At 57.5% G+C, this 19,951-nt stretch carries 21 protein-coding genes; 12 read left to right on the forward strand and 9 right to left on the reverse strand.

Features of this window, described 5'->3' with window-relative positions:
- Position 1: 1 nt before the first annotated feature.
- On the reverse strand, positions 2-700 hold the full coding sequence (gene aqpZ / locus BSF44_RS26255) for an aquaporin Z (RefSeq protein ID WP_095945954.1): 699 nt from the start codon (positions 698-700) through the stop codon (positions 2-4).
- Between the two features lie 397 nt (positions 701-1,097).
- On the opposite strand from aqpZ, the gene BSF44_RS26260 reads away from it, so the two are divergent.
- Positions 1,098-1,973 (forward strand): LysR substrate-binding domain-containing protein, encoded by an 876-nt coding sequence (locus tag BSF44_RS26260; protein ID WP_095945955.1) that lies wholly within the window; start codon positions 1,098-1,100, stop codon positions 1,971-1,973.
- 107 nt (positions 1,974-2,080) lie between these two features.
- Here BSF44_RS26260 and BSF44_RS26265 read toward each other — a convergent pair whose 3' ends face one another.
- The 4 genes from BSF44_RS26265 to fae form a co-directional block, all read right to left on the reverse strand.
- On the reverse strand, positions 2,081-3,442 hold the full coding sequence (locus BSF44_RS26265; protein WP_095945956.1) for an MFS transporter: 1,362 nt from the start codon (positions 3,440-3,442) through the stop codon (positions 2,081-2,083).
- A 78-nt stretch (positions 3,443-3,520) separates the two neighbouring features.
- Positions 3,521-4,954: an NAD-dependent succinate-semialdehyde dehydrogenase gene (locus tag BSF44_RS26270; RefSeq protein WP_095945957.1), complete on the reverse strand. Its 1,434-nt coding sequence runs from the start codon at positions 4,952-4,954 to the stop codon at positions 3,521-3,523.
- Complete coding sequence (locus tag BSF44_RS26275; RefSeq protein WP_095945958.1) at positions 4,951-5,985, reverse strand: aldo/keto reductase; 1,035 nt, start codon at positions 5,983-5,985, stop codon at positions 4,951-4,953. The genes BSF44_RS26270 and BSF44_RS26275 overlap by 4 nt, the downstream gene beginning before the upstream one ends.
- Positions 5,986-5,995: 10 nt before the next feature.
- Complete coding sequence (fae, locus tag BSF44_RS26280; protein WP_007984954.1) at positions 5,996-6,508, reverse strand: formaldehyde-activating enzyme; 513 nt, start codon at positions 6,506-6,508, stop codon at positions 5,996-5,998.
- A gap of 402 nt (positions 6,509-6,910) precedes the next feature.
- On the opposite strand from fae, the gene BSF44_RS26285 reads away from it, so the two are divergent.
- The 10 genes from BSF44_RS26285 (at position 6,911) to BSF44_RS26330 (ending at position 13,182) form a co-directional block, all read left to right on the forward strand.
- Positions 6,911-7,213 (forward strand): DUF2282 domain-containing protein, encoded by a 303-nt coding sequence (locus BSF44_RS26285; protein WP_095945959.1) that lies wholly within the window; start codon positions 6,911-6,913, stop codon positions 7,211-7,213.
- A gap of 25 nt (positions 7,214-7,238) precedes the next feature.
- The gene (locus tag BSF44_RS26290) at positions 7,239-8,087 is read left to right on the forward strand and encodes a DUF692 domain-containing protein (RefSeq protein WP_095945960.1); all 849 of its coding nucleotides are present in this window, start codon (positions 7,239-7,241) and stop codon (positions 8,085-8,087) included.
- A 2-nt stretch (positions 8,088-8,089) separates the two neighbouring features.
- Entirely contained in the window at positions 8,090-8,851 is a 762-nt protein-coding gene (locus tag BSF44_RS26295; RefSeq protein WP_095945961.1) for a DUF2063 domain-containing protein, read from the forward strand.
- Positions 8,848-9,321 (forward strand): DoxX family protein, encoded by a 474-nt coding sequence (locus BSF44_RS26300; protein WP_095945962.1) that lies wholly within the window; start codon positions 8,848-8,850, stop codon positions 9,319-9,321. Before BSF44_RS26295 ends, BSF44_RS26300 begins: the two co-directional genes overlap by 4 nt.
- Before the next feature lie 167 nt (positions 9,322-9,488).
- On the forward strand, positions 9,489-10,103 hold the full coding sequence (locus BSF44_RS26305; RefSeq protein ID WP_095945963.1) for an RNA polymerase sigma factor: 615 nt from the start codon (positions 9,489-9,491) through the stop codon (positions 10,101-10,103).
- A complete protein-coding gene (locus BSF44_RS26310; RefSeq protein ID WP_095945964.1) occupies positions 10,097-10,330 on the forward strand; it encodes a zf-HC2 domain-containing protein in 234 nt (77 codons plus the stop codon). Before BSF44_RS26305 ends, BSF44_RS26310 begins: the two co-directional genes overlap by 7 nt.
- 187 nt (positions 10,331-10,517) lie before the next feature.
- Positions 10,518-10,772, forward strand: coding sequence for a hypothetical protein (locus BSF44_RS26315; RefSeq protein WP_095945965.1), 255 nt, complete (start codon positions 10,518-10,520; stop codon positions 10,770-10,772).
- A 69-nt stretch (positions 10,773-10,841) separates the two neighbouring features.
- On the forward strand, positions 10,842-11,687 hold the full coding sequence (locus BSF44_RS26320) for a DUF692 domain-containing protein (RefSeq protein WP_095945966.1): 846 nt from the start codon (positions 10,842-10,844) through the stop codon (positions 11,685-11,687).
- On the forward strand, positions 11,678-12,466 hold the full coding sequence (locus BSF44_RS26325; RefSeq protein ID WP_095945967.1) for a DNA-binding domain-containing protein: 789 nt from the start codon (positions 11,678-11,680) through the stop codon (positions 12,464-12,466). Before BSF44_RS26320 ends, BSF44_RS26325 begins: the two co-directional genes overlap by 10 nt.
- Before the next feature lie 299 nt (positions 12,467-12,765).
- Complete coding sequence (locus BSF44_RS26330; protein ID WP_095945972.1) at positions 12,766-13,182, forward strand: C40 family peptidase; 417 nt, start codon at positions 12,766-12,768, stop codon at positions 13,180-13,182.
- Positions 13,183-13,236: 54 nt separating this feature from the next.
- Here BSF44_RS26330 and BSF44_RS26335 read toward each other — a convergent pair whose 3' ends face one another.
- The 4 genes from BSF44_RS26335 to BSF44_RS26350 are packed head-to-tail and all read right to left on the reverse strand — an operon-like array spanning position 13,237 to position 16,518.
- Positions 13,237-13,569 (reverse strand): hypothetical protein, encoded by a 333-nt coding sequence (locus BSF44_RS26335; RefSeq protein ID WP_095945968.1) that lies wholly within the window; start codon positions 13,567-13,569, stop codon positions 13,237-13,239.
- Between the two features lie 17 nt (positions 13,570-13,586).
- Complete coding sequence (locus BSF44_RS26340; RefSeq protein WP_095945969.1) at positions 13,587-14,069, reverse strand: hypothetical protein; 483 nt, start codon at positions 14,067-14,069, stop codon at positions 13,587-13,589.
- A 29-nt stretch (positions 14,070-14,098) separates the two neighbouring features.
- The gene (locus tag BSF44_RS26345; protein WP_095945970.1) at positions 14,099-14,917 is read right to left on the reverse strand and encodes a mechanosensitive ion channel family protein; all 819 of its coding nucleotides are present in this window, start codon (positions 14,915-14,917) and stop codon (positions 14,099-14,101) included.
- A 59-nt stretch (positions 14,918-14,976) separates the two neighbouring features.
- A complete protein-coding gene (locus BSF44_RS26350; RefSeq protein ID WP_095945971.1) occupies positions 14,977-16,518 on the reverse strand; it encodes a catalase in 1,542 nt (513 codons plus the stop codon).
- A gap of 467 nt (positions 16,519-16,985) precedes the next feature.
- Here BSF44_RS26350 and BSF44_RS26355 point away from each other — a divergent pair.
- The coding region (locus tag BSF44_RS26355) for an Ig-like domain-containing protein (RefSeq protein WP_256589160.1) at positions 16,986-19,951 on the forward strand (2,966 nt) is incomplete at its 3' end.

Below are 19,951 nucleotides of genomic sequence, written 5' to 3' on the forward strand. Positions count from 1 at the left end.
TTCAGGATGAATGAGTGCTCTTTTCAGGCATGCCCCGCGCAACCAACGCCCCAAGCACAGCCCCCACGATCGGTGCCAACCAGAACAGCCACAGCTGGGATAGATATTGACTGCCGGCAAACAGGGCCGGACCGGTGCTGCGAGCCGGGTTGACCGAGGTGTTGGTCACAGGAATAAGCACCAGGTGGATGAGGGTTAGCGTCAAACCAATCGCGATAGGAGCGAACCCGGCAGCTGCACCGGGCGCAGTGACACGCATGATGATGAAGACGAAGAAAAAGGTTGCGATGACTTCTGCTACCAACGCAGCCAGCAGGCTGTACTGCCCAGGGCTTAATTGCTCATAGCCGTTCGCTGCAAAACCACCCACTTCGAATCCTGGCTTACCACTTGCGATCAGATAGAGTGCCGCCGCTGCAACAATCGCACCCGCTACTTGTGCCACGATATAGGGAATGACATCCCCCACCGCCACTCGACGACCAACCCACAATCCCAGGGTAACCGCCGGGTTGAAGTGGCCACCGGATATACCGCCAACCGCATAGGCCATGGTTAATACCGTCAGGCCAAATGCCAGCGACACGCCGAGAAAACCGATACCCAACTCAGGATAGGCGGCAGCCAGAATCGCACTTCCACAACCACCGAACGTAAGCCAGAACGTCCCCAAAAATTCTGCTGCAATTCTCTTTTGCACGATGCACTCCAACTTAAGTCTTAATGCCGCACCCAATGATGTTTTACAAAAAATCAGGCGCCGCAGCATCCCCCCACCCGATTAGATGAGAGACCCCACAGAACGCTATCAATAAAGGTCGAGCCAACCGTATGAGACTTGTCTTGTTTCATATTGAAACAAGACACCCGGTAACAAAGTCGGGGGCCAGACTGACTTGAAGTTTTTACATGCGGAAATAGAGAAAGCTTGAGCCCAGCCAATTGGATGCCCGGCACAGGACTGATGATCTGTGGGAACAGCCGATAGGAGAGCCAGCGGTATATGAAAATCGGCTACTATTTCTGATCCCCGCGATCCGGCACCCGCCTCAGTTGCCGGACCATCTTCCAGGGGCTTCAGATTCGGAGTCCATCAGATGCGTCAACTGCCCTCACTGAACATGCTGCGAATATTTGAGGAGGTCGCGCGGCACCGCAGTTTCAGCCAGGCCGCGCTGGGTTTGAACGTGACTCAAGGCGCCGTCAGCCGCCAGATCAAGCAGCTAGAGGATTATCTCGGCGTCGCTCTCTTCTTACGCACCCCAAAAGGGCTGGCACTGACCGAAGCCGGTAACTCCCTGTCCCCGCAACTGGCTCAAGCTTTCGATCATATTGAACAAGCCCTGCAGGCCGTGCACGTGCCCAACCTGCGCCAACGCCTGCGCATTCTCGCACCGCCGACTTGGGCCACGCGCTGGCTGTCGGCGCACCTGAGGGCATTCTGCCGGTACTACCCGGACATCAACTTGAGTGTGACTAATCAGAGCGGTCACGACAGCCTTGCCGAAATCGACTGCCGCATCCGCTTCGGCCTGGCGCCCGACAGCCATTGCGCCAGTCAGCTGTTGGTGATGGAGCGGCACATCGCCGTGTCCAGCCCGGAGTTGTTCGCCGACGGTCAGCCTCCGGACCTCAAGCAGTTTCCACTGCTGCACATTCTGCACGAAGGCAAACGCTTGAAGGTCTGGGAAAACTGGCTGGCGGCCATGAACCGGGAGGATGTCGATGCGGGGCAAGGGCTGGAGTTCAGTACGCTGGACCAGGTGATTCACACAGCACTGGCCGGTGGCGGGCTGGCGGTGATCGACAGGCAGATGATTGAACGTGAATTGGCCAACGGTAGCCTGTTGCCGATCAGCCCGGTGGAGGTCATCGGGCCATATGGGTATTGGCTGGATGTGGCGAACGATAAGCAGGGATTGTCGAAGGTGGACTTGTTTACGCAGTGGTTGCGGGGGGTGAGTAGATCTTGAGATTCCTGGTGAATGTGTAGACGTCATCATCGCGGGCAAACCCGCTCCTACACGGTCCCTGTCTGTAGGAGCGGGCTTGCCCGCGATGAATCGGAACGAGTTCCTGCCTATACCGAAGCCGTAATCTTGTCAGCCATGACACTCCCGTCCACTGGGGCCTGCGTCTGACCCGCTTGACTCAATGTCAGGGATTTGGTCTCGGGTGCCCAGGCCCAGGAGATCAATGCCCCGAACGCGAGTACTCCGGCCAGAATGCCCATGGTCGGGCTCACTCCGATCCCCGCCACACTCACTGGCAAGAGGAACGTACTGATTGCCGAACCCAGGCGGCTGACCGCCGTTGCCAGGCCAATGCCGCTGGCCCGCACTTCCGTGGGGAAGCTCTCGGCCGGGAATACTCCTACCAGGTTGCTCACCGCCGACAGCACCAGGGTGAATACCCCGAACACCAGCACCATCAACCAGGCCGCGCTTTCCGGCAACACCGCCAGCAGGAACAAGGCCACTGCCAGAACGATGAATGAATTGATCAAAAAGCCCCGGCGGGAAAACTTGACCGTACACCAGATGCCGATCAGTGCGCCCAGTATCAATAGCATGTTGAGCATCATCTCGGTGCCGAAGCCTTCGGCCAACCCCATCTTCTGCAAAATCGACGGCAGGAAGGTGTAGATCGCAAAATACGGCATGACGATGCAAACGAAGAACAGGCAGTTGAATGCCGTGCGCTTACGGTATTCACGGCTGAAAAGCACGCCGTAACCGGAGCGAGCTGCGCTACCAGGCTCCTCATCGAGCACAACATGGGCACCCAGGTGTTTCTTGACGATGGCCCGGGCTTCGGCGATGCGCCCGCGATTGACCAGCCAGCGCGGCGACTCTGGCGTACCGATGCGCGCGATCAAGATCAACGCGGCCGGAATTGCCGAAGATGCCAGCATCCAGCGCCAGGCATCGTCACCGAGGCTGAGCATGGCCGTACCGACGAAGGTTGCCGCCACGTAGCCGAAGGTCCAGATCACACTGAACGAACCGAGCAATATGCCACGGTGCTTCTTCGGCGAGAACTCGGCCAGCATCGCATGGCCGACGCTGTAGTCGCCGCCAAGTCCGATGCCGATCAAGATCCGACACAGAAACAGACCCATGGCGGTCTCGACATAGAACTGCATCACCGAAGCCAGGGTGATCAGCACGAAGCTGACCAGGAAGATTTTCTGTCGGCCCAAGGTGTCCGATATCCAACCGAAAAACAGGCTGCCGAGGAATAGCCCGATCAGTGCCGACGCGCCAATCAAGCCTTGCCAGACTGCATCGAGCTGCATTTGCGGGCTCAACAGGGTGAAGGCGATACCGATCAGGCCCAGAATGTAGCCGTCGGTGAAGTGCGCGCCGAAAGTCAGGCCGGCGATCTTGATATGGAACCTGCCGATCGGCAGATCGTCGATTTTTACCGGTTGAGCAGACATGTTCTTCTCTATCTTGTTGTTGTGTATGGAGTGAGACAACGGACGGGTGGCGCCCCTGCTGGCAGAGGCGCCATTGCCTTATAGGCCGCCCATCAACAAGTATTTGATTTCCAGGTAATCATCCAGACCATATTTGGAGCCTTCACGCCCCAGACCAGACTCCTTGATTCCGCCAAAGGGAGCAACTTCGGTAGAAATGATCCCCTCGTTGATCCCGACCATGCCGGCCTCCAGGCCTTCGGCCATGCGCCAGACGCGGCCGATGTCGCGGCTGTAGAAGTAGGCCGACAGACCGAACGGCGTGTCGTTGGCCTTTTGCAGCACCTCGGCTTCGTCCTTGAAACGGAAGCAGGCAGCTACCGGGCCAAAGGTCTCTTCCTGGGCGATCAACATCTCGCTGTTGGCTTCGGCGAGAACCGTAGGCTCGTAGAACGTGCCGCCCAGTGCATGACGGCGGCCGCCGCACAGGACTTTGGCGCCCTTCTCCACTGCATCGCTCACGTGCTGTTCGACCTTGGCCAAAGCGGCGCCATTGATCAGCGGACCTTGCTCGGTTTCACCGTCCAGGGCGCTGCCGATGCGCATGGCGGCAACCGCTTCGACGAGCTTGCCGGTGAAGGCTTCGTACACGCTGTCTTGAATGAAGAAGCGATTTACACAAACGCAGGTTTGCCCGGTGTTACGGAACTTCGAGGCCATGGCGCCTTTGACCGCCGCATCCAGATCGGCGTCGTCGAACACGATGAATGGCGCGTTGCCGCCCAGCTCCAGCGAGACCTTTTTCAAGGTGTCGGCGGCCTGGCGCATCAGCAGTTTGCCGGTGCGGGTCGAACCGGTGAACGACAGCTTGCGCACGACGCCGGACGCTTGCAGTGCGCCGCCAATCGCCACGGCATCACCGGAGACGACGTTGAACACACCGGCCGGAATCCCTGCTTGCTCGGCCAGCACCGCCAGGGCGAAAGCCGACAGGGGGGTTTCTTCCGACGGTTTGAGGATCATCGTGCAACCGGCGGCCAGCGCCGGGCCGACCTTGCGGGTGACCATGGCCAGCGGGAAGTTCCACGGGGTGATCGCAGCGACCACACCGATGGCTTCCTTGGTGACGATGATCCGCGCATCGGCCTTGTGGCTCGGGATCACGTCGCCATAGGCGCGCTTGGCTTCTTCGGCGAACCACTCCAGGAAGCTCGCTGCATAGACCACTTCGCCCATGGCTTCGGCCAACGGCTTACCCTGTTCGCGGCTGAGCAGCATGGCCAGGTCCTTCTGGTGCCTCAGCATCAAGTCGCTCCAGCGCTTGAGGCGCTGGCTGCGTTCCTTGGCGGTCAGCTTGCGCCACGCCGGCAAGGCACGGTTGGCCGCTTCGATGGCCAGATTGGTCTCTTCAGCGCCAGCCTTTTGCACTTCGGCGATCAGCTCGCCGTTGGCCGGGTTCAGCACCGGGTATGTGGCGCCACCGCTGGACCATTGGCCATCGATGAAACTTCCGTGACGGATCAACGCGCTCATGCCACGGCCTCAGTCAGGTTGAAGCGATCCAGACCCGGACGGGCGGTACGCAGGATTCGTTTGCCAGCGGTGTAATCGTTGATCACGTCGCACGGCGTGTAATTGCGCTCCAGCTCATGCAGTTCTTCGGCGTCGAGCTTTGTTTCCAGGGCCGCCAGGGCACTGTCGAACTGCTCGGTGGTATCGGCACCGACCAGCATGCAATCCACGCCCGGATGGTTGGCCACCCACGCCTGGGCAATCTGCGCGTTGGACACGCCACGGGCACGGGCCACGCGTTGCACCGAATGGGCGATTTCGAACGAGGCTTCGTCGCTGTACATCTGCTGGGTGAAGAAGTCGGTCTGGTTGCGGGTCGACTGCGCGTCACCGGTCAGCAGGCCGCGAGCCAGCGGACTGAACACCGACACACCGAGGCCCTGGTCGCGGCAGAACGGGATCATCTCGCGCTCTTCTTCACGGTAGGCGCAGTTCAGTTGCAGCTGCATGTTGATCGGCTTGACCCAGCCATTGCGCTCGCAGGCCAGGAGGATTTTTGCCAGTTGCCCGGTGAGCATGGTCGACACGCCGATGTAACGGGCCTTGCCGGAACGCACGATGTCGTTCATCGCGCTCATGGTCTCTTCAACCGGAGTGTTGACGTCGAAGTAGTGCAGCATGAAGACGTCGACGTAATCCATGTCCAGGCGCTTTAACGAAGCATCAATGCTGTCCATGATGTGCTTGCGCGAATGGCCGCTGGCGTTGATGCCGGAACGGGTGCCGTAGCCGACCTTGGTGGTGATCACCAGGTCTTCGCGACGGGCCAGGCGCTTGACGATGCGCCCCACCACTTCTTCGCCGACACCTGCGGAATAGAAGTCCGCCAGGTCGATGAAGTTCACACCATTGTCCAGCGCGTGCTTGACGATCGGCTCGCTTTTCTTCTCATCGAAGATCCACGGTTTCCAGTCCGGGGTGCCCATGTTCATGGTGCCCAGGCACAGGCGGGAGACTTCGAGGCCGGAGTTGCCCAAACGAATGTATTGCATGGCGCTGACCTCAGGCTTTAGGGGTGTAGAAAGGGTTGCTGATGTGATCGACCACATCCTTTAGCTGCGCGGTTTCCGGCTTACCGGTCAGGGCGGCGCGGATCGCGGTGCGGCAGGCGTTGTAGTTGTTCAGGTACACGGCGTCGAGGTCGTCACAGGCCGGGTTGACCCAGTTGGCGGTAACGATGGCCCACTCGTCCTCGGCTTCCGGCGGCAAGGTGCCGTCGAGCAAGGCTTCCAGAACTGCCTTGGCAATACCGGCCTGGGATGCGCCCCAGGTGGCGTTGCCGTGCAGGTCGCTGCCGATCGCGGCCTTGTTCACATACAAAGTCATCGGCTTGACCGGAATGTTCGGCTGGGCGATCACCATGAACGGGCAGTGACCCTGGCTTGGCGAGGCCAGGCTGTTGGCGAATGCCTGCCCTGCCGGGCCGTTGCGCGGACCGATCAGGATGTTGATGTGCGCGGCGTTCACGCCGGGGCCTTCGAAACCTTCACCGATGTACAGGTCGAGTTCTTTCATGATTATTACTCTTGGGGACGTTGAGAGAATTGGAGGTAATCAGCAGCGCACGCAGGCTTTGGGCAGTGCATGGCAAAAACGGTTTTCGAAGAGCGCAGCGTGAAGCTGACGAAGGCGTGGTTGCGGGGCTTGGTCATGAGTGCAAACGCTCTTTTTGTTATGGATGAGCTGTGTTTGCGCTTTTTTATCACTGGCCGTCGGGACGGCTGTAACCATTAAAAATCATAAGGCCATGACTTGAAGTAATGCCCCTCAGGCTGGAGCTGAGAAAATCGCCGCAGCCGGCTTTTCAGTAGTGATTCAAAAAATGCGGTCATGCTGTAACGCTTCGGGACTCGCGGTCTCTAGAGAACTGAGCAAGCACTGATGCTTGTTTACCCATCTTGAAACTGGAGAAACATCATGACCGCAACCGTCCGCCCTCTTTCCGCCACTGCATTGGTCCTGGCGCTTGGTTCGGCCTTGAGCCTGGCCACCGTCGCCACCGCCCATGCCGCCACCGACATGGAAAAATGCTTCGGCGTGTCACTCAAAGGCAAAAACGATTGCGCCGCCGGTGCTGGCACCACGTGCGCCGGCACGTCGAAAACCGACTTCCAGGCCAATGCCTGGAAGCTCGTCCCCCAAGGCACTTGTACCTCCCTCGAAAGCAAGACTTCATCGACCGGATTCGGTCAGCTGGAAGCCTTCAAAGCCAAGTCCTGATTCAAGACCAGCCTGAGTGTCGACCATGAACAGTTTGTTATCCGGCCTCCCGCGTCGCACCGGGCTGGGGCTCAAATCCGAGCACTTTCGTGAAGTGCTCGGATCAAGACCGGACATTGGTTTCTTCGAAGTTCACGCCGAAAACTACATGGTTGCCGGCGGGCCGTTTCATCATTTCCTGGGGTTGATCCGTGAGCAATATCCACTGTCCCTGCACGGCGTGGGCTTGTCGATTGGTGGTGAAGGGCCGCTGGATGCGCATCATCTGCGACGGCTCGGCGAGCTGATTGAACGCTATCAACCCCAGGCTTTTTCCGAACACCTGGCATGGGCAGGCCATGGATCCATATTCCTCAACGACCTGCTTCCCCTGGCCTATGACACACCGACACTTAACCGCGTCTGCTCGCACATCGACCAGGTGCAAACCACCCTCAGGCGCCCGATGCTGCTGGAAAATCCGGCGACCTATCTGGCCTTTGAACACTCGACAATCGATGAGGCAGACTTCGTGGGCGAAATCATTCGTCGCACAGGCTGCGGGTTGCTGTTGGACGTAAACAACGTCTATGTATCGTGCATCAACCATCGTCGTGATCCTCTGGCCTACATCCAAGCCCTGCCCCTGCATGCGGTCGGTGAAATTCACTTGGCAGGTTTTAACGAAGACAGCGATGCCTTGGGTGACCGTCTGTTGATCGATGATCACGGCGCGCCGATCGATAACGAAGTCTGGGCGTTGTACCAAAGGGTGTTGGAGCAAGTCGGACCGGTCGCCACGCTGATCGAGCGCGACAACAATCTGCCGCCTTTCGATGTGTTGCTCGGCGAAGCACGCCAGGCCGATAAATTGTTGCTGAGCGTAGGCGCTTGACCATGAGCACTCAAGCGGCATTCGCCACCGCCCTGCTCGATGTGCAGCAGCCTTGCCCTGAGGGTCTCTTTACTGCCAATGGCGCTGATCCGGCCAGTCGCTTTGGCGTCTATCGCAACAACGTGCAGAGCTCATTGATCAATGCTCTGGCAGACAGCTACCCCGTGGTAGTGCAATTGGTGGGCAATGAGTTTTTCCGGGCGATGGCGGCGTCCTACGTGCGCGCCCGGCCACCGCTGAGCCCGTTGCTCAACGATTACGGCCAAAACCTGGCCAGCTTCATCGAAGCATTCGAACCGGCAGCCAGCGTGCCATACCTGGCCGATATCGCCCGACTGGAACGCCTACGGGTTCAGGCCTACCACGCTGCCGATGTACTGCCCCTGAGCCTTCAACAAATTGCCACCGCGCTAGCAGACCCGCAGGCCCTGAGCCGGCTTTGCATTGAGCTTCATCCCTCTGTGAACCTGCTGAACTCGCCCTTCGCCGTGGTCGACATCTGGGCGGCCCACCAAAACGTCTCGACGCTGGCGGGGATCAATTTTATTCATGGTCAACACGCCCTCGTAGTGCGCAACGCTCTGGATGTCGAGGTGCATGCCATAGACCCAGGCGCTAGCGCTTTCATCCACAACCTGCAAAACGGCCAGTCACTGGGGCAGGCCATTGGTAACGCTCCGGCATTCGACGTGAGCCTGACACTTGCGTTGTTGATCAGTCGCCACGCCATCACCGAACTACTTCCATACAAGGTACTCGCATGAACCTCATTACCCGCGCCACCACCTGGATGAGTAAGATCCCAGGCAGCCTGATTGCCTTCGTCGCAAGATTTTCCATCGCCGCCGTGTTCTGGAAGTCCGGTCAAACCAAGGTCGAGGGACTGGCGATCGACCTGGTCGACGGTAGCTTCCAGCTCGGCCTGCCGCGCCTGGCCAACTCGACCATTCCCTTGTTCCAAAGCGAATACAGCGTACCGCTGCTGGCGCCAGAGGCTGCCGCCTACATGGCCACATTTGCCGAACATTTCTTTCCAGTCCTGATCCTGCTGGGGCTCGCCACGCGCTTTTCAGCGCTGATGTTGCTGGGCATGACTCTGACCATTCAGCTTTTCGTTTATCCGGATGCCTACCCAACGCACGGGATCTGGGCTGCGGTGCTGCTGTATTTGATGGCGAGCGGTCCAGGCAAACTGTCGCTCGATCAGCTCATTGCCCGACGTCATTCCCGATAAGGCAACGAGGGAAATCTCGACTCGTGGGTTTTCGCCGCTTTTGAGAATCGTCCTATAGGGCCGACATGGAGGGCGCCGCTAACATCGGATTCCATGTTCCCCTATCCCGGATGGTATTTCTGTGCACATAGCCTATGTATTGAACGATGGCGCTTCCATTGAGCGACATGCATATGAGTAACGACGCGCATCTGGTTGAGCGTCTGTTGTCCGGCGACCCAACGGCTTACAAGGAACTGGTTGGCACCTATCAAAGCGCCATGCGGGCAGTGGCGTACACCATCGCCGGTTCGCGACATGCCGATGATGTGGTGCAGGACGCGTGGTTGTCTGTGGTGCGCAACCTGGCCGGCTTCCAGGGCCGTTCAAGTCTCAAGACCTGGCTGCTGACCATCACGGCCAACTCTGCCAAGAGCCGCTACAGGCAAAACCGCCGGGAGATCTTGCTCGAAGACGTTCCGTCACCCCATGGCACTATCGGTGATGAGCGGTTCTCGACCGAGGATGGTCACTGGTTGCTGGCACCCTTTGCCTGGCACCAAGACACCCCCGAAGCATTGTTGACCGAAAATGAATTGCGCCAATGCCTTGAACGTACTTTGCAGAACTTGCCAGAATTTCAAAAAGGCGTTTTGTTATTGCGCGAACGTCAAGGACTAGAGTTACAGGAAATCTGCGAGCTTCTGGAGCTTTCACTTTCAAACGTTCGGGTTCTGCTGCACAGGGCACGCCTGAAGGTCTTTGCCACCTTAGAGCACTTTGAGGAGACCGGGAAATGCTGACTTGTAAAGAACAAGTAGCGCGCTCCAGCGATTATCTCGATGGCCAATTGAGCTACCGGGGGAAATTGATGATGCGACATCATTTGATGTTTTGCCCCAATTGCCGGCGCTTCATGCACCAGATGCGCCTGATGCAGAAGACGCTGCGAGTCATGCCCGAGGATGCTCTGCCAGACATTGACATGCTGGCCGAGCGTCTCGTGCAAGAGCGTCGTAACGATCAGTAGAACCTGTTCTATTCGGCAGACGAAGTATTTATCGCCGCACGCTTGCGTGTTGAACAAAACCGCCATCGACAGCGCACCGCATTTTTTTCTTGAAACCTGTAACGCCATCGGCAGTACGTTCTCTAGTGATATGTCAGGACGAAACAACCGTCCTGCGAACTCACTAAAAACAAACGAGGATGTACAGATGAACTTCAAAAACGCTTCCGGCGGCGCCGCGCTCGCCTTTGCTGCTGCCACTCTGTTTGCCGGTATCGCCACACAAGCCCAGGCCGCCGACGCGCCTCAGGTTCACTGCTACGGCGTGACCTCGTGCAAAGGCATGAACGACTGCAAGACCGCAGAAAACGCCTGCAAAGGCCTGGCTGTTTGCAAGGGCCACGGCTTCAAGGCCATGACCCAGGCCGAATGCATGAAAGAGGGCGGTAAAGTCGGCGAATAACCGACCTCCAGATTCCACCGCAGGAGTTCGCTCTTCGCTGCTGCGGTGTCCTTTCTCAAGGAGTCCTTGATGCCTGCTTCTCTTTCTCACTCTGGCTATGGTTTGGGCCTTCGTAGCCACTACTACCAGCAAATTCTTGAACAATCTCCGCCTGTGGACTGGTTCGAAATCATCTCCGAAAACTTCATGGTGGAAGGTGGCAAAGCCCTGTACTACCTGGACGCCATCACCGAACGTTATCCCGTGGTCATGCACGGTGTGTCCCTTTCCATAGGAGGGCCTCATGCACTGGATACGGAGTATTTGAAGCGACTCAAGCAGTTGTCTGACCGGACAAATCCCGCATGGATCTCCGATCATCTGTGCTGGAGCCGCGGCAACGCCCACCAATTGCACGATCTGCTGCCTCTGCCTTATACCGAAGAAAGCCTGTATTACGTGGTCAATCGGGTGCGGCAAGTGCAGGATCTGTTGCAGCGGCCATTAGTGCTGGAAAACGTATCCAGTTACGTTCGCCGTGCTGGGGACGAATTCACCGAATGGGAGTTTCTGGAAGCGCTCAGTCGTCTCAGTGACTGCGAATTGTTGTTGGACATCAACAATGTCTATGTCAGCTCGCGCAATCACGGTTTTGATCCGTTGACCTTCATTCACGGCATGCCTGCGAACAAAATTCGCCAACTGCACCTGGCGGGTCATAGCGATTACGGCGATTACGTGATCGACACCCACGACCAACCGGTAAGCGATCCGGTGTGGGCGCTTTATCAGCAAACCCTTGAGCACATTGGCCCAGTCGCGACATTGCTGGAGCGCGACGACCGTCTACCGCCCTTCGAAGAGCTGCTCGTCGAACTGCAAAAGGCTCGGGAACTGGGAGACCGTGCGCTGGCCAGGAGACAGAAATGCGCTTGAAGGATTGGCAACAGGCCTTTGAAGGCTATTTGACGGGTGAATCGTCGATGGCCAATATCGAATTGATCGACAGTCTGATCGGCAGCCCGACATTGAATGTCGCCACAGGTCTGGCGATTTATCACAACGCCTATCGAGCCCGCCTTCAAGAAGTGCTGCGCGGTGACTTCCCAGCGATCTGGCACTGGCTTGGCGATATTGAATTCGAACGGCTTGCCGATGCTTACATTCGTCGATTTCCGTCGGACCATTACAATCTGCGCTGGTTCGGCAAGGGCTTCGAGGCGTTCATCCGCCAGCATCTGGTGCCCGAGCAGAGCGCACCCTTGGCTGAGCTCGCCAGACTTGAATGGACATTTACGCTGGCCTTCGATGCCCCACCGGGAACGCCGCTGACGCTGCAGGACATGGCCCGTCTACAGCCCGAAGATTGGCCGACGCTACGGTTGCGGCCGAGCCCGACCATGCATCGGGTCGAGTGCGCATTCAACAGTGGCGAACTGTGGCGCGCGGTCAAGGAGCAGGCTGCATTTGCCGGTAGCGCAGTGCTGGATACCCCCCGGACAATCATGATCTGGCGCGCCGAAATGATTTGCCACTTCCGGAGCCTCGAACCATCGGAGTCGACCGCCCTGAATCGCATGACTCAAGAAGGCTGGAGTTTCGCCGACCTGTGTGCAGATTTGGCGGCAAGCCATGGCGAGGAGGCACCATTGCAAGCGGCAACCTGGCTCAAGCAATGGGTTCACGACGGCTGGCTGGAACGCCACGACTCTTAGTGTGATTGACCGCGCCTGTAGGGTCCGTCGCCTCTACCGAATGTCTTGAGGCGTCACAAAAGGCGCAGAGGCCGGACATGACTCCATTCGTCGGCCCTTGGTTCCCGTTGAGTCCTTGTAGGACAAATCCTATGTGATGGTCCTGACGCGATAAATACCATTGTGTTTCAGCTAACCTGAAATCTCTATTGGTGTACATCGTGACAAAGTCTTTATCATTGACCCTTCTGTTCAGTTACTTTTTCTCGGATTACCTGTTTGCATCGACAAAGCAGAAAACCTCCATAAATACTGAGTTCATGAGCCATGCTTCAAGTCTTGATCGAGATAAATCCAGGCACGTGAATAAAGTTGTAAGTCGTGCCCATGAACTCATTGGCACGCCCTATCGCTGGGGAGGTACTTCAGTCAGTAAGGGCTTTGATTGTAGTGGGCTGTTGGTGTATCTGTTTCGTAGTGAGGCGGGTATCAATATTCCAAGAACCACCGCTTCAATGCTGAACTCGAAGGCAAACATAATCCCGCGGCACAATCTGAGACGAGGAGACGCCGTGTTTTTCAAACATAATGGCGGTGGTCGTATGAATCATGTTGGAATCTATATCGGCGACAATCGCTTTATCCATGCCCCCCGGGCTGGAAAAAGTATCCGCATCGATTCATTGTCCAATAGCTATTGGAACAAGAGTTACTTTTCTGCCAAGCGTTTTTATTAACGCCAGGGCGTGGCCGTCAGAGGCTGGCGTGACATTTGATTTTATTCATAATGGTTACCTGTCTAATGGCGGATTCAAAAAAAGTTGTTCAGACTTTCGATCTGATATTGCTTGCTCCGCGAGTGCGATTTTTTGTTTCGCCAGTTGCGAAAGCTGATCGATCTCTGGCGCGCCAGCATCTTCATTGGATAACAGGTCAGCTTGAATAAGTACGGCGAAAGCTTCATTTACTTCATCGTATGCCAGCCAATATGATTCCGGTTTTTTATGTAACAGGGTGAAAAGCTCACGTGCTTCGAGGAGGTTGCGATTTATTGATACTTCTGCGCAGCTGATTTGCAACGCGCCCATCAGGCTGATGAAGGCGATCTTAAGTGCGGTCTTCATGGTTTTGTTTGTTCGTTTTATAAAAGCTTGAGTGCTTTTGTGTGTTGTTGCGACACCTCAGTGACCGGATGTATTTGCGGGATTGTCCCGTTCGGGTGTTTCAGGAACTCCCACGGTGAGGGTGGATCAATGCTCGCCATGAAGTCTTCGATGACGTCATCGGAGGGGGTATTGGTGATACAGGTCATTAGTGTACTGGTCGAGGCAAACGAAGTTGTAGTCAGCTCTGCTTGCTGGCTGCCATAGAACAGGGCATGGTTGATTATGTGGGTGTTTTGATAGCAGGCAGTCAGATTATCTTGCGTATCTACGACCAGTTCATTGTTTGCAATCAACACATCGAAAGTCATGAGGAATTCGTTGCTCAATACCCACAGTTCTTCGCGAAACTGTATGGGCAATATGCTGTAGTAACCAAACTTGTTGAGAGATTTTTCAATCTGAATCAGCCTCGCCAGGCTGGCATCCGCAATGATTATTCGCAGTTTTTTATTGGGCATGATGACTTATCCTGGAAGAGGCGGCGGGTTCAACCCTGGATCACGGTGACAACACGTTGAGGAAAGGGGATCCCGATACCTTTTTGTGCCAACGCATCGCGCGCTTTTTCGTTGAACTGAAACATCAGATCCCAATAGTCGGCATTGTTGACCCAGACCCGCAGCGACAAGGTCACTGAGCTGTCGCCCAAATTTGTCACCACCACGATGGGCGCCGGGTCGGTATGAATTCTGGCGTCGTTGCACAGGCCCAGTAGAACCTGCCGGGCAGTATCCAGATTGGCGCTGTAGTCCACGCCGACATCGAACACGACTTTGCGCTGTGTCTCGCTGGAGAAATTGACAATCACGCCGTTGGACAAACTGCCATTGGGCACAACGATGCGCTTGTTGTCGGGGCTGAGAATCACGGTGTGGAAAATCAGGATCGAGTCGACAGTGCCATATATGTCCTGCACTTCGATCGTGTCGCCCACCTTGAATGGACGAAACAACAGGATCAGTACCCCGCCGGCGAAGTTGGACAAACTGCCTTGTAATGCCAGACCGATCGCTAGCCCGGCGGCACCGAGTGCGGCGACAAAACTGGTGGTTTGCACGCCGATCATCGAGGCCACGCTAATGACCAGCATGATCTTGAGCGCGATATTGGCCAGGGTGCCGACAAAGTTTTGCAAGGTCTTGTCGGCACTGCTTCTGCCGAGTCCGGCGCTGATGCGCCCCGTCAATGTGCCGATCAACCACCATCCGACAGTCAGGGTAGTGATTGCCAGCGCCAGCGTTGCACCGTACTTCAATAAAAGCGGGAGGGAGATTTGTTTGATCAGTTCGAAAATATTCAGATCCATGTAGCACCTCGGTCTGCGGCATAGTCGCTGCACCCCTGGGGATGCAGCGAGACATTAATTCAATCCACCAGCTTTGAAGCCAGGGCTTGAACGCGCAGCTGGTCGCCCTTCGCAACCTGGGTGACGCCTGTTCCGTATTCCGGATCCGCCTTGTAGAGGAAGGACAGGATGTGGTGTTTGCTCACATCGTCCACACCGATCAGCGCGCCACCGAAGTTATCGATCAGATCCTGACGATCCCTGCTGCTGAACGAGCGATAGAGATCACCGGCCTGCTTGAAATTCTGCTCACGCTGGATCCTGGCCTGCTGGGTGCTGCCAGACAGGGCGAGTGAGCTGTAACGCGCATCAGGCGATTCTTTGCGCGGCAACAAGCGGCTTGGCTGGTAGTTGACGCCCGTCGTGGTGCTGGTCGAATTCAGTGCGCCGTCCTGATTGCCATTGCTGATGGCCTTTTTCGGAGCGTTGACGGGTAACTGCTGCGCATTGGCGCCCAAGCGATACATTTGTGTATCGGCGTAGGAGAACAGTCGCCCTTGTAACAGTCGGTCTTCCGAAGGCTCGATGCCCGGGACCAGATTGGAAGGAGCCATGGCGACCTGCTCGGTTTCCTGGAACACGTTGGCCGGATTGCGGTTCAGCACCATTTGTCCGACTTTCCGAAAGTCTACGTCCGGCCAGACTTTGGTGGCGTCCAGTGGATCGAACTCATAGCGGCTCAGCTCTTCGGGTTTGAGTACCTGCACATACAGGTCCCACTTCGGAAAATCCCCTTTGTTGATATGGCGGATCAGATCGTTGGTCATGTGGCTGTAATCAGCACCTTGCACTTGAGCAATGCTCTTGGGCGCAAGGTTTCTGGTGCCCTGCAGGCTCTTCCAGTGGAACTTGACGTAATGCACTTCGTTCTCGGCATTGACGAACTTGTAGGCATGTACGCTGTTGCCGTTCATTTCCCGATAGCTGGCGGGAACGCCGGCGTTGGAATACAACTCGGTGAGGGTGCGGGTGGCTTCGGGTACGTGGGAAAAGAAATCGAAATGCCGGGAGCTGTCACCCAGATTGGTGCGTGGGTCGGGTTTGAACGCGTGGACCATGTCAGGGAACTTGATGGCATCGCGAATGAAAAAAGTCGGGAAATTGTTGCCCACCAAATCCCAGTTGCCGTCGGCGGTGTAGAACTTGGTGGCGAAGCCGCGAGGGTCGCGCAGGGTTTCCGGCGAGTGAGCGCCATGGACCACGGATGAGAAACGCACGAACACCGGGGTGACGGTGCCGCTGGTAAAGACCTTGGCCTTGGTCAGGTCGCTGAGGTTGTCGGTGGCGGTAAATACCCCGTGTGCCCCAGTACCGCGAGCATGCACCACGCGCTCGGGAATACGCTCGCGGTCAAAACGCTGGAGCTTCTGGATCAACTGCACGTCCTGCAGCAATACCGGGCCATTGGCTCCGGCGGTTTGCGAGTTCTGGTTGTCGCCAACCACTGCGCCATTGTCACGGGTCAGCTCAAGGGCCTGGGCCGAGAAGGAAAGCGTGCTGCAGGTAAAAATGCACAGCAGCCGCTGCGGGGTAAAAACACTGAAGCGAGCGTGGGGTGTCATTCGAGACTCCTGGGTTGTGGCAGAAAAGACGCAGCCGTGGACCCGAGGTCCTTCGTCGGGAAGGTGCTGGCTTTCTTGCTGTGTTGAATGCGATGGCTACCTCTCTAGGATTACCCATAGCCCTGCACGGCCCATCTAGGACTTGTCTCAATTTCGCTAATTGAACGTTCAGTGCGCGTCTATTGCCGTGCGTGGAAAAGAACGGTGGAGCGCATGAAGTGCGTCCATTGAGGGACTGATCGGTCACCACGCACGGGTGAGAAATAAAGGGCGGCGAGTCAGGTTTTGGGGGAACTGGCGTGTAGGACTATTCCGCGTTTTGGGACAGGTCTCATATTGATTGTGACCACTGTAGATCAACATTCAGCCTATCCCGAGGTGTCGCCTTTCGAATGGGCGGGCTTTGGATATTTAGGACGTGCCGGGACTCCGGCGCGGTGACCAACCTGACGAATGAAGGCATTACAGTGAACACAAACGCAGTGAACGTCGCCGTAGTGGACGGCAAAACGATTACCGAATCGGTGGAGCTTCGCACCACCCAGACGGGCGCACCGGTTCGCATCAAAGCGGTGAAAGACGGCAAGTACATTCTCGCCGAGGCGGGTGAAAAACCGGTCGCTCCCGAGAACCTGACCATCAAGCGAGTTGGCAACGACTTGCACGTGGCCACTGAAGGCACCGACCCGGATCAGCCACAACTGATCATCGAAGGGTTCTACGAGAACCCAGGCCAACTCGTGGGTGTGGCCGAAGACGGCGCCTACTATGAGTACATCTCGTCCGACGCTGAAAGCGATCATGCGGCAGCGTTCCTGACCGAAGGTGTTTCCTCCCCGCAAGTTCTGGGTTCCGATGAACTGGTCGGTTTCGGCAATGGCCTGGTGGCTGGCAGTGGCATCGGCTGGTTCTGGCCGGCACTGCTGGGCCTGGGCGCGCTCGGCTTGCTGGGCGCCGCTTATGCACTGTCCCGTGACGACGACAACAACCGCGACAGCGATGCAACGATTGTCCCAGGCGGGCCAGGTACACCAGGTATCGGCGGTGCCACCGATAACGTCGGCGCCGTACAAGGTCCGATCGCCCCGGGCGGTTCCACCGATGATAAAACCCCGACCTTCACCGGTGTCGGCACTCCGGGTAACACCATCATCATCGAAGACAATGGCGAGAAGATCGGCGAAGTGGTGGTCGGCGATGACGGCAAGTGGGAATTCACCCCGACTACGCCGCTGCCCGAAGGCGAGCACTCCATCATCGTGGTCGAGAAGGACAAGGACGGTAACGTCAGCCAGCCTTCCGAAGAATTCGAATTCATCATCGACACCACTGCACCCGGCAAATCCGCGATCGAATCGATCAGCGATAACGAGGGTGATCAGCAAGGTGTGATTGCGCCAAACGGTCTTACCGACGACAACACGCCGACCCTGACTGGTACTGCCGAGGCAGGGGCCAAACTCGAGGTTTTCGCCAATGGCGAGAAAATCGGCGAAACCACGGTCGAGGCGGATGGCACCTGGTCGTTCACCCCGTCAGCCCTTGAAGATGGCGAGTACAGCTTCACTACCGTGGCGACTGACGCCGCGGGTAACGTCGGCCTGCCGTCCGATCCCTATATCGTCATCATCGACACCATCGCGCCGGTCAAGCCGGGCACCGGTACCGGTGGTATCGAAGAAGCCATCGACAACGTCGGCCCGATCATCGGTGATATCGGCAATGGCGGTAGCACCGATGACGGCAGCCCGACCTTCGGCGGTGGCGGCCTGCAACCTGGTGACAAAGTCACCATCATCGACGGTGGCGTAGAAATCGGCGAAGTCATCGTCGGCGAAGACGGCCGTTGGGAGTTCACGCCGGATCCGGAGCTGAGCGAAGGTCCGCACCCGATCACCGTGATCGTCACCGACCCGGCGGGTAATACCAGTGAGCCTTCCGACCCGTACATTGTCATCGTCGACACCACGCCTCCGGTCAAGCCAGGCGTCGGTACCGGTGGTATCGAAGAAGCCATCGACAACGTCGGCCCGATCACCGGTGATATCGGCAATGGCGGTAGCACCGATGACGGCAGCCCGACCTTCGGCGGTGGCGGCCTGCAACCTGGCGACAAAGTCACCATCATCGACGATGGCGTAGAAATCGGCGAAGTCATCGTCGGCGACGACGGCCGTTGGGAATTCACGCCGGATCCGGAGCTGAGCGAAGGTCCGCACCCGATCACCGTGATCGTCACCGACCCGGCTGGCAATGTCAGCGAACCGTCCGATCCTTATATCGTCATCGTTGACACCACTGCACCTGGCAAGCCTGGCGCGGGTACCGGCGGTATCGAAGAAGCCATCGACAACGTCGGCCCGATCACCGGTGATATCGGTAACGGCGGTACGACCGACGACGGTAGTCCGACGCTTGTTGGCGTGGGTCTGACCCCAGGCGATACCGTCACCATCATCGACAATGGCGTGCCTATCGGCGAAACCATTGTCAAAGATGACGGCAGTTGGGAATTCACGCCGGATCCGGAGCTGAGCGAAGGTCCGCACCCGATCACCGTGATCGTCACCGACCCAGCGGGCAATGCCAGCGAGCCGTCCGACCCTTACATCATCATTGTCGACACCACCGCACCCGTCGCACCCACCATCGACACCGTATTCGATGACCAGGGCACGACCACCGGCAATATCAATCCGGGCGACATCACTGACGATGCCCAGCCGGAAATCAGCGGTACCGGTGAGGCTGGCAGCACCATCATCATCTACGACAATGGCATGGAAATCGGCCGTGTCCCGGTCGAGGCGGATGGTAGCTGGAGCTTCATCCCGGTTCCGCCACTGCTCAATGGTCCGCATGACCTCACCGTGAGGGCTGAAGATGCCGCCGGCAACATCAGCGCGCCATCCAACAATGTCGACTTCGAACTGATTGCCGGTGGTTTGCCACCTGCCCCGAGCATCACTGGGGTACTGGATGACGTCGCCGACAATATCGGCAACATCATGCCGGGCGGGAGCACCAACGATACCGAGCCGCAAGTGAGCGGTACGGCTGAGCCGTTCTCTCTCGTCACCTTGTACGTCAACGGTGTGGCAGTCGGCACCATCCCGGCCGACGAGTTCGGTAACTGGACCATTACGCCAAGCCCGGCGTTGCTGCCAGGCCTGAACAACCTGACGGCCACGGCCACCAATGCGGCCGGCAACGAAAGTGCGCCGACCGGTGACTATCCGATCACCGTGGACATCACCCCGCCTGCCGCGGCAGATGCGAGCTTGCTCGAGGACAACGTGGGGGCCGTTGTCGGGCCGATTCTCGATGGCGATACCACCGACGACAACACGCCAACCTTCAGCGGCACCGCCGAGCCGAACACGACCCTGATCATCTACGACAACGGTACCGAGATTTTCCGTGTGCCGGTAGA

Origin of the sequence: Pseudomonas sp. ACN8 (assembly GCF_002303925.1) — a bacterium.
GTDB lineage: Bacteria > Pseudomonadota > Gammaproteobacteria > Pseudomonadales > Pseudomonadaceae > Aquipseudomonas.